Annotated in this window: 16 protein-coding genes; 8 read left to right on the forward strand and 8 right to left on the reverse strand. The window is 65.5% G+C overall.

Going from position 1 to position 13,707, the window contains the following annotated elements:
- Positions 1-78: 78 nt before the first annotated feature.
- From ACQY78_RS14455 to ACQY78_RS14465, 3 genes are read right to left on the reverse strand one after another with little or no spacing between them, the layout of a single operon-like run.
- The gene (locus tag ACQY78_RS14455; RefSeq protein WP_428676161.1) at positions 79-816 is read right to left on the reverse strand and encodes an SDR family NAD(P)-dependent oxidoreductase; all 738 of its coding nucleotides are present in this window, start codon (positions 814-816) and stop codon (positions 79-81) included.
- Positions 813-1,784, reverse strand: coding sequence for a Bug family tripartite tricarboxylate transporter substrate binding protein (locus tag ACQY78_RS14460; protein WP_428676163.1), 972 nt, complete (start codon positions 1,782-1,784; stop codon positions 813-815). The genes ACQY78_RS14455 and ACQY78_RS14460 overlap by 4 nt, the downstream gene beginning before the upstream one ends.
- Positions 1,785-1,807: 23 nt before the next feature.
- Positions 1,808-2,809 carry a LacI family DNA-binding transcriptional regulator gene (locus tag ACQY78_RS14465; protein ID WP_428676165.1) on the reverse strand — a complete coding sequence of 334 codons (1,002 nt, stop codon included), beginning with the start codon at positions 2,807-2,809 and terminating at the stop codon, positions 1,808-1,810.
- Between the two features lie 116 nt (positions 2,810-2,925).
- Between ACQY78_RS14465 and ACQY78_RS14470 the strand changes: the two genes are divergently transcribed.
- From ACQY78_RS14470 to ACQY78_RS14500, 7 genes are all read left to right on the forward strand, one after another.
- Positions 2,926-4,584 carry a flavin-containing monooxygenase gene (locus ACQY78_RS14470; protein ID WP_428676167.1) on the forward strand — a complete coding sequence of 553 codons (1,659 nt, stop codon included), beginning with the start codon at positions 2,926-2,928 and terminating at the stop codon, positions 4,582-4,584.
- Positions 4,581-5,120, forward strand: coding sequence for a VOC family protein (locus ACQY78_RS14475; protein ID WP_428676169.1), 540 nt, complete (start codon positions 4,581-4,583; stop codon positions 5,118-5,120). Before ACQY78_RS14470 ends, ACQY78_RS14475 begins: the two co-directional genes overlap by 4 nt.
- Before the next feature lie 211 nt (positions 5,121-5,331).
- Positions 5,332-6,048, forward strand: coding sequence for a pirin family protein (locus tag ACQY78_RS14480; protein WP_428676171.1), 717 nt, complete (start codon positions 5,332-5,334; stop codon positions 6,046-6,048).
- Positions 6,049-6,118: 70 nt separating this feature from the next.
- Positions 6,119-6,892 carry an SDR family NAD(P)-dependent oxidoreductase gene (locus ACQY78_RS14485; protein WP_428676173.1) on the forward strand — a complete coding sequence of 258 codons (774 nt, stop codon included), beginning with the start codon at positions 6,119-6,121 and terminating at the stop codon, positions 6,890-6,892.
- A 39-nt stretch (positions 6,893-6,931) separates the two neighbouring features.
- A complete protein-coding gene (locus ACQY78_RS14490) occupies positions 6,932-7,459 on the forward strand; it encodes a hypothetical protein (RefSeq protein WP_428676175.1) in 528 nt (175 codons plus the stop codon).
- Positions 7,460-7,608: 149 nt separating this feature from the next.
- The gene (locus tag ACQY78_RS14495) at positions 7,609-8,205 is read left to right on the forward strand and encodes a 2-hydroxychromene-2-carboxylate isomerase (RefSeq protein WP_428676176.1); all 597 of its coding nucleotides are present in this window, start codon (positions 7,609-7,611) and stop codon (positions 8,203-8,205) included.
- A complete protein-coding gene (locus ACQY78_RS14500; RefSeq protein ID WP_428676178.1) occupies positions 8,202-8,639 on the forward strand; it encodes an OmpA family protein in 438 nt (145 codons plus the stop codon). Before ACQY78_RS14495 ends, ACQY78_RS14500 begins: the two co-directional genes overlap by 4 nt.
- A 32-nt stretch (positions 8,640-8,671) precedes the next feature.
- On the opposite strand, the gene ACQY78_RS14505 is transcribed toward ACQY78_RS14500, so the two are convergent.
- From ACQY78_RS14505 to ACQY78_RS14525, 5 genes are all read right to left on the reverse strand, one after another.
- Positions 8,672-9,679 (reverse strand): NADPH:quinone oxidoreductase family protein, encoded by a 1,008-nt coding sequence (locus ACQY78_RS14505; RefSeq protein WP_428676180.1) that lies wholly within the window; start codon positions 9,677-9,679, stop codon positions 8,672-8,674.
- A 19-nt stretch (positions 9,680-9,698) separates the two neighbouring features.
- A complete protein-coding gene (locus ACQY78_RS14510; RefSeq protein ID WP_428676182.1) occupies positions 9,699-11,534 on the reverse strand; it encodes a carbamoyltransferase family protein in 1,836 nt (611 codons plus the stop codon).
- A gap of 17 nt (positions 11,535-11,551) precedes the next feature.
- Positions 11,552-11,704 (reverse strand): DUF5989 family protein, encoded by a 153-nt coding sequence (locus ACQY78_RS14515; protein WP_296379768.1) that lies wholly within the window; start codon positions 11,702-11,704, stop codon positions 11,552-11,554.
- Between the two features lie 18 nt (positions 11,705-11,722).
- Positions 11,723-12,166 (reverse strand): SxtJ family membrane protein, encoded by a 444-nt coding sequence (locus ACQY78_RS14520; RefSeq protein WP_428676184.1) that lies wholly within the window; start codon positions 12,164-12,166, stop codon positions 11,723-11,725.
- Between the two features lie 82 nt (positions 12,167-12,248).
- Positions 12,249-12,923, reverse strand: coding sequence for a TetR/AcrR family transcriptional regulator (locus ACQY78_RS14525; protein ID WP_428676186.1), 675 nt, complete (start codon positions 12,921-12,923; stop codon positions 12,249-12,251).
- Between the two features lie 118 nt (positions 12,924-13,041).
- Here ACQY78_RS14525 and ACQY78_RS14530 point away from each other — a divergent pair, with 118 nt between their 5' ends.
- On the forward strand, positions 13,042-13,707 hold the full coding sequence (locus ACQY78_RS14530; protein ID WP_428676188.1) for an HAD-IA family hydrolase: 666 nt from the start codon (positions 13,042-13,044) through the stop codon (positions 13,705-13,707).

Genomic DNA, 13,707 nt, shown 5'->3' on the forward strand with positions numbered 1-13,707 from the left:
AGGCCGCGGCTTGGTTACAAGCCGCCAAGCCCTCGGCAATGTCCGAGAGCGCCTAAGAACGAACGACCAAACGCTTCCTCAATACGTCGCCCGGCCACCCGAAATGTCGAAGACCGCGCCGGTCGAGAAGGAACAGCCCGGCGACGCCAGCCAGTAGGCCAGCTCCGCGACCTCTTCCGGACGAACCATGCGGGCCATCGGCACGTTGGCCAGCAGCTTGGCGCGCCGTTCGTCGGTGAGTTCACCGAAGATCGCCGTCTCGGACGCCGAGGGCGTGATCGCATTCACCAGCACGCCCGACGTCGCGAGTTCCTTGCCCATCGACTTGGTGAGAGCGATGACGGCGGCCTTGGAGGCGACATAGGCCGCGACGTTCGGGTTGCCGTCCTTGCCGGCGATCGAGGCGATGTTGACGATGCGGCCATAGCCGCTCGCCACCATGTCGGGCACCGCAGCCTGGCAGCAGCGGAACGTGCCGTTGAGATTGATGTCGAGCACCCGGTGCCACTGTGCCTCGGGATACAAAGCGATTCCGGCCGAGGGGCCGAGGATACCGGCGCTGTTGACCAGGATTGACGGCGTGCCGAGCGCCGCCCTGGTCGCCGACCAGGCCGCTTTCACCGCACCCGTATCGGTGATGTCGACGGCGAACGGCGTGGCGAGCGCGCCGATCTCCCCGGCGGCGCGTTGTGCGCCGGCAAGATCGACATCCCACAGCGCGACCCGGATGCCTTCGCGCGCGAAACGATGCGCGATGGCGCGGCCGAGGCCGCTGGCCGCGCCGGTGACGACGGCAGCCTGCTTGACGGGGTTCATGGCTTGATGTTCGCCTGCTGCGCAATCTTGCGCAGGGCCGCGATGTCCTTGGCCGTCTGCGCCTTGAGATCGTCGGGGCTGATCGTCGAGGCGGTCATCCCGAACTCGGCCCAGCGCTCCTTGATGTCGGGCATCGCCAGGATCTTCATCAGCTCGGCATGGAGGCGCTGGACGATCGGCTTGGGCGTGTTGATCGGCGCCATCAGGTCGTAGCGCCAGACGAAGTCGAAATCGACGCCCTGCTCGACGAAGCCCGGCACGTCGGGGAAATTGATCGACCGGCGCGTGCACGACACCACGACCTTGACCTTGCCCGACTTGACCATCGGCACCGCCGACTGCACGTCGGAGAAGCCGAGCTTGATGTGGCCGGCCGCCACGTCGTTCAGCACCGGCGCCGCGCCCTTGTAGGGCACGTGGGTCATGTTGATGCCGGTGCCGGCGCGGATGATCTCGGCGCAGAGATGGCCGGTCGAGCCGTTGCCCCAGGTCCCGTAGTTCACTTCGCCGGGCTTGGCCTTGGCCAGCGCGATCACGTCGCGCAGGTCCTTCACCGGATAGTCGGGGCTGGCCACCATCACGACCGTGGCAGAGCCGATATCGGCCAGATGCTCGAAGTCCTTCACCGGATCGTAAGGCAGGTCGGGCAGGACCGCCGGATTGACGACGACGGTGCTGGCCGAGCCGAGGACCAGCGTGTAGCCGTCCGCCGGCGCCTTCTGGGCCGCTTCCATCGCGATGATGCCCGAGGCACCGGGCTTGTTGTCGACGACCACGGTCTGGCCGAGCGCCGTGCCGAGCTTCTCCGCCAGCGCGCGCGCCACCAGGTCGGTGCCGCCGCCCGCGGCGAACGGCACGATCATGCGGATCGGCTTGGTCGGCCACTTGGCGTCGCCCGTCTGCGCGAATGCGGGCGTTGTCACGCCCAAGGCCAGAGCCAGGGCGAATGCCCTCCGGAACATCTTCATTCTTTCCTCCACGTGGTTCTTGATTACTTCGACGTCGGCGGCCCGCATGATTCGCGCAGCACGAGATCGACCGGCAGCAACGCCCGCGACTGCCCCTCCCCCGTGCCCCGCAACCGTTGCAGCAGCAGCTCGGCGGCCGCCCGGCCGACATCTTCCAGGCTCCAGCGCAGTGCGGTGATCGCCGGCGTGTGCACGGCGGCGAGATCGGTGTCGCCGACGGCAATCACCGACAAGTCTGCGGGGATGGAAAGCCCGAGGTCGCGGGCGGCGCGCAGCGCACCGGCCAGGATGCGGGTGCCGAGCGCGATGATCGCGGTCGGGCGTTGATCACGGCGCAACAAAGCGAGCGCATCGCCCTGCGCGAAGTCCATAGACGATTCCTGAAGGCAGACCTCGGCGCCCGCCGGATCGATATCGGCTTCGGCGAACGCCGCCTTGAAGCCCGCGATGCGCTCACGTCCCGGCCGCATGCGCGCGCCCGGCGTCAGCAGCGCGATGCGGCGATGCCCCAGTCCGATCAGATAGCGCGTCGCCGTCCGCGCGCCCTCGCGATGATCGACCAGCACGGCGGGCCAGGACGCACCCTCTTCCTGCGGCACGTCGCGGTCGAGGATGACGATGGGAGCGCCGCCGGCCGCGAGCTCGCGCCATGCCCGGTCGTTCTCGTCGCTGCCGGGCGCGACTAGCATGCCGTCGAGGCGGCGGCTGCGGAACGCCGCGACCATCGCCCGCTCCCGCGCGGGGTCGTTGGCCGTGTTTCCGACGATCATCAGCAGGCCGGCGTCGCGCAGACGCGACTCCGCCGCTTGCACGATGCTGGCGTAGAGCGGATTGGCGAGGTCGGAAACCAGGCAGCCCACCATGCCGGTGGTGCGCGTCCGCAGGCTGCGCGCCAGGAAATCCGGTTGGTAGCCGAGTTTCTCCGCCGCCGCGGCGACGTCGCGCGCGACCCTGGCGCTGACGTTCTTGCCGCCGTTGAGCGCCCGCGACACCGACCCAACCGACACGCCGGCCGTCCGGGCCACGTCTCGAATGGTCGCTCTGGAAACGATTTCTGCCATACGAGCGCACATATTTGACATCTATGTCGCTGCTTGCAAGGTTAAATTGGAAACGTTTCCATTTGCGGAGTGTCACGACCATGGAGGCTTCCATCGCGGAGCGCGCGAGTACGAACGAGGCCGACAGCGAGTGCGATGTCGTCGTGGTGGGCGCCGGCTTCGGCGGCCTCTACGCCCTGCACAAATTGCGCGCCTGTGGATTTTCCGTGCGTGGGATCGAGGCGGCGCCGGATGTCGGCGGCACCTGGTACTGGAACCGCTATCCCGGCGCGCGCTGCGACGTGCCGAGCCTGTTCTATTCCTACAGCTGGTCGCCGGAGCTGCGCCGAGAATGGCGCTGGACCAACCGGTATGCCGGCCAGGAGGAAATCCTGAGCTACGCCCGGTTCGCCGCCGACCGGCTCGACCTGCGCAAGCTGATCCAGTTCGACACAAGGGTCGCCGGCGCGACCTTCGACGAGAAGACCGGGCGCTGGATCGTCGAGACCGATCGAGGCGACCGCCTGCATGCCCGCTTCGTCGTCATGGCGACCGGCGGCCTGTCGGTGCCCAACACGCCCGACATTCCCGGCGTCGCCGACTTCCAGGGCGCCATCTACCACACCGCGCGCTGGCCGCAGGAACCCGTCGACTTCGCGGGCAAGAAGGTCGGCATCATCGGCACCGGATCGTCCGGGGTGCAGGTGATCCCGATGATCGCGCAGGACGCCGAACAGCTCGTCGTGTTCCAGCGCACACCCAACTTCTCGGTGCCGGCGCGCAACCGTCCGCTGACCGACGCGGACCACAGGAGCTTCGACGACGGCCTGGAAACCTATCTCGCCAGCCTCGAGCAATCCGACTTCGGCCGCGTGCCGCCGACGGCCTTCACGGCGGAGGTGCCGCCGCGCGACGTGCAGTGGGCGCGTTACGAACAGCTCTGGCAGGAAGGCGGCAGTGGCGGCTTCCTGAAGGCCTTCCCCAACATCCTGGTCCATCCCGACGTCAACGAGGTCTGCGCCGACTTCGTGCGCCAGAAGATCCGCGAGACGGTGAAGGATCCGAAGACCGCAGAGACTCTTTCACCCTCCGGCTATCCGTTCGGCGTGAAGCGCCTGTGCGTCGATACAGACTATTTCGACACCTACAACCGCTCGAACGTCGAACTGGTGAACCTGCGCGACGAACCGATCGAAAAGATCACGGCGCACGCCGTCGACTCGGCGTCGCGACACTTCGAACTCGACGCGCTGGTCTTCGCCACCGGCTTCGACGCGGTGACCGGGGCCCTGCTCGCGGTCGACATCCGTGGTCGGGAGGGCGTCCCCCTCAAGGACGCCTGGTCGGAAGGGCCCCAGACCTACCTCGGCCTGACCGTGAAGGGCTTTCCCAACCTCTTCACCATCACCGGTCCGGGCAGCCCGTCGGTGATCGGCAACGTCATCACCAATTGCGAGTATCACGTCGACTGGATTGCCGAGTGCCTGACGCACATGCGCCAGCACAACCTCGGCACGATCGAGCCCGACGGCGAGGCCCAAACCGCCTGGGGCGCACATGTCGCCGAGGTCGCGGACCGCACCCTCTTTCCCAAGGCCAACTCCTGGTACCTGGGCGTCAACATTCCCGGCAAGCCGCGCGTATTCATGCCGTATATCGGCGAGGGCTACCGCACGACCTGCAAGGAGATCGTGGCCGATGGCTACAGAGGATTCGTGTTCGGTAAAGCGGCCGGACACGAACGAGTGGCCGCCGAATGAGCCGGCTGTTCGGACCGATCCGCCAGAACGGCTATGTCGTGCGCGACATCGAAGCCGCGATGAAGCACTGGATCGACGTGCTGCAGGTCGGGCCGTGGTTCTACATCGAGCGCGTGCAGACCGACTGGTTCCGCCATCGCGGCCAGGACTCCGCCGTCGAGATGAGCATTGCGCTGGCCAATGCCGGCGACCTGCAGATCGAGCTGATCCAGCAACGCAACGACGGGCCGTCTATGTACAAGGAGTTCCTCGACGCCGGCCGCGAGGGCCTGCAGCACGTGGCCTTCTGGTCGACCGACTACCAGTCGCTGTACGACCGGGCGATCGGCCAGGGCTATAAGCTCGGCCACGAAGGCCAGATCGGCGGCGAGCGCGGCCGCTTCGCCTACTTCGACACCGGCGCCCCGGCCGATCCCCATGCCGGCACCGTCGTCGAGATTTCCGACATCAGCGGCAACAAGGGCCGCTTCTTCGAGTACGTCCGCAAGCGCGCCCAGGACTGGGACGGCACCGATCCGATTCGGCGCCCTCGTTAAGGTCGCCTCCCCATTCAAATGGGGAGGTGCCCCGTAGGGGCGGAGGGGTCAGGGAATTCCGGTGATCGTTCTTCCTTCGACGCTCTCGGACATTGCCCAAGGCAATGTCCTGCCGCTCCTGGGGCTGAGCTCCGCTCGGCCCACCGTTACCAACCAGAAACTTGATCCCCCTGCTTGTTGCGCCATTTTTGGGAGCAGCAAGGAGAACACCATGATCGAGCTCAGACCCTTCGATAAATTGGGCAAGTCGGACCACGGCTGGCTCAAGGCGAACTTCCACTTCAGCTTCGCCGACTACCGCAACCAGGACCGCGTCCACTGGGGAGCGCTGCGCGTCTGGAACAACGACCGCATCGCGCCGCAGTCGGGCTTCCCGCCGCATCCTCACCGCGACATGGAAATCGTGACCTACGTCATCAAGGGCGCGATCACGCACAAGGACCATCTCGGCAACGAGGGGCGGACCGAGGCGGGCCAGATCCAGGTAATGAGCGCGGGCAACGGCATCCAGCACGCCGAGTACAACATGGAGCAGGCCGAGACCGAGCTGTTCCAGATCTGGATCATTCCCAACAAGCAGGGCGTGCCGGCGCGTTGGGAGACGGTGCAGTTCCCCGCCGACGCGCGCGACGGCAGGCTGGTGCCGCTGGCGTCCGGGCGCGGCGACGACGGGGCGATCCCGCTCTATGCCGACGGCTCGCTGATGGCCGGCACGGTGAAGGCGGGCCAGTCGATCCGCCAGAACCTGAACGGCAAGCCGACCTATCTCGTGCCCGCCAAGGGCAAGATCGAAGTCCGCAGCAGCGACGGCAAGGTCGTGACCGCGAATGCCCGCGACGGCGTGGCCGTCGTCGACCAGGACGAGATCGAAATCGTCGCGCTGGAGGATGCCGAGATTGTGCTGGTCGAAACGGACCGGCTGAACTGACCTCTCGTCAGATTGACGCTACGGACCGGGCGGGGTTTGATCCCGCCCGGTTTTCGTTTGGGAGAGACGCATGGCCTACAAGGGCTTCGATCTGACGGGCAAGGTGGCGCTGGTAACCGGCGGCAACGGCGGCATCGGCCTCGGCATGGCCGACGCGATGGCCCAGGCGGGCGCCGGCGTCTGCATCTGGGGCACGCGCAAGGAGAAGAACGACGCGGCCGTCGAGCAGCTCAAGAAGCATGGCGGCAAGGTCCACGCCCAGATCGTCGATGTCGGCGACGAGAAGCAGGTCGAGGCGGCCTTCGCCGAGACGGTGAAGGTGATGGGCCATGTCGACAACTGCGTCGCCAATGCCGGCGTCTCGGGACGCGGCAAGGGCTCGATCCTCGAGATGGACTACGCCGAGTGGCGGCGCGTCCTGCAGATCAATCTCGACGGCGTTTTCTTCACATTCCGTGCAGCCGCCAAGCACATGGTCGAACGCGGCCAGGGCGGTTCGCTGGTGGCGATGGCCAGCACGGCGGCCATCGAAGGTGCTGCGCGCTCCAGCCACTACGGCGCCAGCAAGGGCGGCGTCACGGCCATGGTGCGCGCGCTGGCCGTCGAGCTCGCGCGCTACAAGATCACGGTGAATTCGATCCTGCCGGGCTGGATCGAGACCGAGATGACGGCCAATGCCGTGGCCAACCCGAAGTTCGCCGGCAACGTCCTGCCGCGCATTCCGGCCCGTCGGTGGGGCAGCGGCGCGGATTTCGGCCCGCTCGCCGTCTATCTGGCGAGCGGTGCGACCGGCTATACGACTGGACGCGACTTCGTTATCGATGGCGGCTATACGTTGTTTTAGCCCGTCGCCACTCCAGCACCAGACTTTGGGGAAACACTCATGATCAATCGGTTCGCAGCCAGCCTGGCCGTCCTTGTCGCTTTCGGCGCCGTGCCGGCGCTCGCGCAGCAACAGCAGCCCAAGCCGGCCGCCGCCGCGGCGACCCCGAAGGCCGACGAGGATCGCTATGTCGGCTACTACTATCCGAAGCCGACGGCGACCGAGAACTACACTTCGCCGATGCAGACGATCGCCGGCGCCGAGCGCGCCCAGCGCGTGCAGTTCGCCACGGTCGTCTCGCAGGGCACGATCCAGTCGGCCTATCGCGTTCCCTACTCGGTCTTCGTGAAGGGCGAGAAGGCCGACAAGATGATCATCGTCGGCCTGCAGCCGGGCGAGATGAGCACGATCTTTCGCGCGCGCGCGATTCTCGCGAACATGACCACCATGTCGCGCCTGTCGCCGTTCTTCCAGGAGCGCACGATCGCCGAGGACGCGAACTTCTTCGACCTGCTGAAGCTGCTCGGCTTCCAGCAGGTCACGATCAGCGACGGCGACAAGTTCACCCACCAGGTGAACATCAAGTAAGCCTCTTCGCCGTCCAGGCCATCCAAAGCACGCCGAGGGTATCAGCCTCCGGCGTGCTTTTTTGTTGGACGTTGCGCACCAGCTCCAAACGCTCTTGTCGCAAGGCGGGCCACAGCGCAGGCTTGCCCGCAAGCCAAGGAGGAACGCACATGCCGCGTACGCTGGAATTCTACTTCGACTATGGCAGTCCCTACAGCTACCTCGCCGACACCCAGGTCGAGGCGATCGCGCAACGCGCCGGCGCTACGCTTGTCCGCAAGCCGATGCTCCTGGGCGGCGTGTTCAAGGCGACCGGCAATCATTCGCCGGCCGAGCTGCCGCAGAAATCCGCCTGGAGTGCCTTCGACATGCCCCTGTGGGCCCGGCACTACGGCGTGCCGTTCCAGCGCAATCCCTTCTTCCCGGTCAACACGCTGGCGCTGATGCGCGGCGCCGCAGCCGCGCAAATCGATGGCTTGTTCGAGCGCTATCACCCGGCGGTCTTCAAGGCGATGTGGGTCGACGGCCGCAATCTGAACGACATGACGGAAGTGGTGGCCGTGCTGTCGGCAGCAGGCCTCGACCCGGAAAAGTTCGGCGCCCGACTCCAGGATCAGGACGTGAAGGATCGGCTCAAGGCCACCACCGACGAGGCGGTCGCGCGCGGCGTATTCGGCGCACCGACCTGCTTCGTGGACAACATGATGTTCTTCGGCAACGATCGACTCCCCTTCGTCGAAATGGCCCTCAAGGAAGAGCTCAAATGAAGAAAATCGGTGTCCTCATCGCCGTCGGTACGCTGTTCGCCGCGGCACCGTCCTTCGCACAGACGATCGGCACCTGCCCGCGCGGCGGCGGCAGCAGCCAGCCGCAGCCGGTCCGCATTCTGTTCGCCCTCAACAGCTCGCAGCTGCCGCCGGCCGAGAAGCCGATGATCGCCCAGGCGGTGAAGATCGCGAAGGACCGCCAGGTCTCGGCCATCTGCCTGATCGGCCATACCGACAAGCTGGGCGACAAGGCCTACAATCAGAAGCTTGCCCGGGCTCGCGCCCAGGCGGTCGCCGCCGAGATGATCCGGGACGGCTACCCTGCCAAGGACATCACCATCGTGGCCGACCCGGAAGCCTTCGGGAACATGAGCTTCGGTAACGACAACGCCTCCGAGATCGACCGCAAGGTGACGATCTTCTACGCGCGGTAACTGAAAGCCCGTCGTCGAGACGACGGGCTTAGTTAAGCCGAAGGCGTCATCTCGATCGCGACCTTGCCGACGACCTTGCGGTCGATCAGGACGCGGAAGGCGTCAGCAACCCGTTCCATCGGGAAGCGATGCGAGATGTTCGGGCGCATGACGCCGAGCGACGCGAGCCGCGGCAGTTCCTCGACATAGTCGCGGCCGAGTTCGGGCGAGAGGCGCAGGATCGTCTCGCCGGCGCGCACGCCCAGGACCGACAGGCCCTTGATCAGGATGTGGTTCGACATGAGTTTGCTCGGACCGCCCGAGGTGAATCCGACCACCAGCAGACGCGCGCCATAGGCGGCGGCCCGCACCGACTTCTCGAGCACCTCGCCACCCACCGGATCGTAGATCACGTCGGCGCCCTTGCCGTTCGTCATCTTCTTGACGGCGGCGACGAAGTCACCGGTCCGGTAGTTCACAACCTCGTCGGCGCCGTTCTCCCGCACGATGGCCAGGCGATCGTCGTCGCTGCCCGTCGCAATCACGCGCGCGCCGATATGCTTGCCCAACTGAACTGCCGCCAAACCGACGCCGCCAGAGGCACCATGGACCAGCAGAACCTCGCCCTTCTTCAGCGCCGCGCGATGAACCAGCGAGTGATAGGCCGTCTGCGCGGCAACGCGGAAGCCCGAGCCCTCGGCAAACGACCAGTCTTCGGGCAGGCGCATGAGATTGCCGCTGGCCTTCAGCTTCACGTACTCGGCGAAGGCCCCGGGACGCACGCCGAAGATCACGCGGTCACCGACCTTCCAGCTGGTGACGCCGTCGCCGAGTGCATGAATTGTCCCGGCGCCTTCCATGCCAGGCACGAAGGGCAGCTCGGGCTTGTGCTGGTAGCCGCCGGCCACGGTCAGCACGTCCGGGAAATTGACGGAGGCGGCTCCGACCCGGACGACGATCTCGCCCGGCCCGGCCTCGGGGATCGGACGTTCCTCGATATGGAGAACGGAGGGATCGCCGAGCCGATCGCAGACGATGGCTCGCATGAGGGGCGCACGCATCGACGAAGCGCCCATCGCGCTAGTCGAGTTCGAAGGCGTTCTTGTAGTCGAGCTTCAGAGCCGGATCCTGATCTTCCTTGCGCAGGAAGCAGTTGCCGACCACCAGCACCTCGATCTCGCTGCCCATGAAGCAGCGCCACGCATCCTCGGGCGTGCAGACGATCGGCTCGCCGCGCACGTTGAACGAGGTGTTCACCACCACCGAGCTGCCCGTCTTCGCCTTGAAGGACGAGATCAGGTCGTAGAACGGCTTGTTGGTTTCCTCATGCACCGTCTGGATGCGGCCCGAATAGTCGACGTGCGTGACTGCCGGAATGTCGGAGCGCGGCACGTTCAGCTTTTCGATGCCGAACAGCTTGTCTTCCTCTTCCGTCATCTTGCGGCGGCGCGTCTCGACGACCGGCGCCACCATCAGCATGTAGGGGCTGTCGGTGTGGAATTCGAAATACTTGTCGACGTCCTCGCGCAGCACCGCCGGCGCGAAGGGGCGGAACGACTCGCGGTACTTGACCTTGAGGTTCAGCGTCTTCTGCATCGAGGGCGAACGCGCGTCACCCAGGATCGAGCGGGCGCCCAGCGAACGCGGACCGAATTCCATGCGGCCCTGCATCCAGCCCACCGCCTTGTCGTCGGCCAGGGCCTGCGCGGTCTGGTCGATCATCTCGTCGCGCGTCAGGCGCGAGAACTTGGCGCCGACGGCCGTCAGGCGCTCGGCGATCTCGTCGTCGGTGAAGTCCGGGCCGAGATAGGAACCGGCCATGCCGTCCATGTGGCCGTTCAGCTTGCGCGGCTGGCCGAGGAAGCCGTGATAGGCGGCATAGGCCGCGCCGACCGCGCCGCCGGCATCGCCGGCCGCCGGCTGCACCCAGATGCCGTCGAAGATGTTCTCACGCAGCAGCTTGCCGTTGGCGACGCAGTTCAGTGCGACGCCGCCCGCGAGGCAGATGTTCTTGACGCCGGTTTCCTTCTTCACCGACCGGCCGAGGCGGATCACGATCTCCTCGGTGACGGCCTGGATGGACGCCGCGAGATCCATGTGGTGCTGCGTCAGCGTCTCTTCGGGATTGCGACGCGCGCCGCCGAACAGCGCGCCGAACTTGTCGTTCGTCATGCGCAGGCCGGTGCAATAGTCGAAGTAGGTCTGATCGAGGCGGAAGGTGCCGTCTTCCTTGAGATCGACGATCTTGTCGAGGATCAGGTTCTTGAACTTGGGCTCGCCGTAGGGCGCGAGGCCCATGACCTTGTATTCGCCCGAGTTGACCTTGAAGCCGGTGTAATAGGTGAAGGCCGAATAGAGCAGACCGATCGAGTGCGGGAAGTGGATCTCGCGCAGCATCTCGAGCTTGTTGCCGCTTCCCATGGCGAGCGACGTCGTCGCCCATTCGCCGACGCCGTCCATGCAGAGCACGGCGGCCTCTTCGTAGGGCGACGGGAAGAAGGCCGACGCGGCGTGGCTCTGGTGATGCTCGCCGAACAGCAGGCGCTTCTGCCAGTCGAAGTCGGGCTCCCACTTCTTCATCTCGTCGCGCAGCAGCGTCTTCTGGAAGAGCTTTTCCTTCAGCCACAGCGGCATGGCCATACGGAAGGAATTGAAGCCGCGCGGCGCGTAGGCGAGGTAGGTCTCGAGCAGGCGCTCGAACTTCAGGAACGGCTTGTCGTAGAAGGCGACGTAGTCGACGTCCTGAAGCTTGATGCCGGCGCGGTCCAGGCAAAACTGGACCGCATTCTGCGGGAAGCCCGCATCGTGCTTCTTGCGGGTGAAGCGCTCTTCCTGTGCGGCGCTCACCAGATGGCCGTCCTCGATCAGCGCGGCCGCGCTGTCGTGATAGAAGGCCGAGATGCCGAGCACCCGCATGGAAGGTCCCTACCCTTTTAGAAGAGCGTGTAGATGAACGGCGCGATCGCCGAGCCCTTGGTCAGCACGATCAGGCCGCCGAAAATCACCATCATGATCATGATCGGCAGCAGCCAGAACTTCTTGCGCTCGCGCATGAAGGCCCAGAGTTCGACAATAATGGAGCCCATGGATCGGTCCTTTCGGAATCAGAACTGGTTTTTCATCGATTGCGGCGGCGGCCCCGGCGGGCTGCGGTCGATCCAGTAGCTCTTGGCATTGCGGTCGAGCTTCAGCCGCAGGAAATCCTTGCCGAACGCGCGCATCACCAAGCCGATCGGCATGATGGTGATGAAGAACAGCAGGCCGAGGACCAGGGGGTTCATCACCTTGTAGAGGAGCAATCCGAACTTCAGCCACAGCCGGTTCAGCGGTCCGAGCAGCTTGGGATAGACGAGGGCCACCAGCAGGAAGGCCGCCGCGAGCGGCAGCATCCACTTCCAGGCGGCACCGTGTTCGGTGCCGTGGCGCCACAGGTTGATCGCGCTCAGGATTCCGAAGAAGCCCGCGAAAACGAACCCGAAACCGCGATCGGAGCCCGCCTTGACGTGCTCTTCGCGCGAAAAATCTTCATGAAGCTGGCTGGTCGCCATTTACCGAGCGTTCGTCAATTGAATGGGGCTCTTAACTCTCTGATCCCAAACGCCAAGTCAATCGGCGACCAGCAGGGAGTGGCTATTCCGCCGCAACCGAGGCGAAACGATGCGCCAGGAGCGCGGTCAGGGTCATCCGCCAGACGGCGGCCGCCCGCTCGAAGCTCAAATTGTCCCGGCGACGCAGCACGATCCAGGCATCCAGGGACAGGGCGGCGCCGATCGCGTCCGCCAGTTCCTCACGGGCCTGCTCGCCCAGGTTGGCGAATTCGGGGGCAAACGCCTCGAAAGTCGACTTGCGCAGCTCCAGCTTGAAGGCCTGCCCGCGCTCGATCAGCGCCGGATGGTCGACGAACTGGCCGGCGGCGACCCGCAGCGGCACGATCTTGTCGAAAACTTCAGCCAGACCCTGGACCACCGAGGCGACCCGCTCGGCCAGCGGCCGCGAATTGGAGGCCTGATGGGGGACCACGATGTCCTGCCCAATGGCGTCCATGACAGTCACGAAAAGTGACTCAACGTCACCGAAATGCTGGAAAACCGAGCGGACCGACACGTCGGCCCGGCGGGCGACGGCCACCACGGTCGGCGCCGTGCTGGTCTCTGTGATCATGATCTTGGCGGCTTCGATGATCTTGCGACGGGTCTCGGCGGCGCGACGATTGCGGCCATCGGGACGAGCCGTCCCATTCGAGTCCGTTCCTGCTGCCACTACCGCCACTGCGTTGCCGCGCGGCATCACCGCTGCTTCGCTCATGTGTAAATTCCTAATCCGGAGTTCAGGCTTGGATGGTCAACGTTCGACCGGTCGCCTATGGAGGGCGTGAGATAAGGGCCGACTGCGGCAGCAACAAGGTAAAGACGGTCGCACCACCATGAATACGAGCCATGCAAAAACCCCGCTCGCGGTCCTGTGGGACTTCGGCGGCGTGATCCTTTCCAGCCCCTTCGATGCCTTCAATCGATACGAGGCGGAGGCCGGCCTTCCCAAAGATTTCCTCCGGGGGCTGAACACGCGCAATCCCGACACCAATGCCTGGGCCAAAATGGAACGAAGCGAAGTTTCGCTTCAGGGCTTCGTAGATCTGTTCGAGGAGGAGGCCCGCCTCCAGGGCTACCGCGTCGAGGGCTGGAAGATTCTGCAGGCACTAAGCGGCGACATTCGGCCGCAGATGGTGGAGGCGCTGCGGCGCTGCAAGGCGACGTTCCGGGTGGCCTGCATCACCAACAACATGAAGGCCGGCGAAGGGCCCGGCATGGCCCGCAGCCCCGAGAAGGCCAAGGCCGTGGCCGAGATTCTGTCTCTTTTCGAGCATGTCGTCGAATCGAGCAAAGTTGGCCTGCGCAAGCCCGACCCGCGCATCTACCAGCATGCCTGCGACCTGCTGGGCGTGCCGCCCGACCGCTGCATCTACCTCGACGATCTCGGCATCAATCTGAAGCCGGCGCGGGCGCTGGGCATGCGCACCATCAAGGTCGGGGATCCGGAAGTCGCGATCGACGAACTGCAGGCGATGGTGGGAATCCCGCTCCGGGGCTGA

This window comes from Reyranella sp. (genome assembly GCF_965279625.1).
Taxonomy (GTDB): domain Bacteria; phylum Pseudomonadota; class Alphaproteobacteria; order Reyranellales; family Reyranellaceae; genus Reyranella.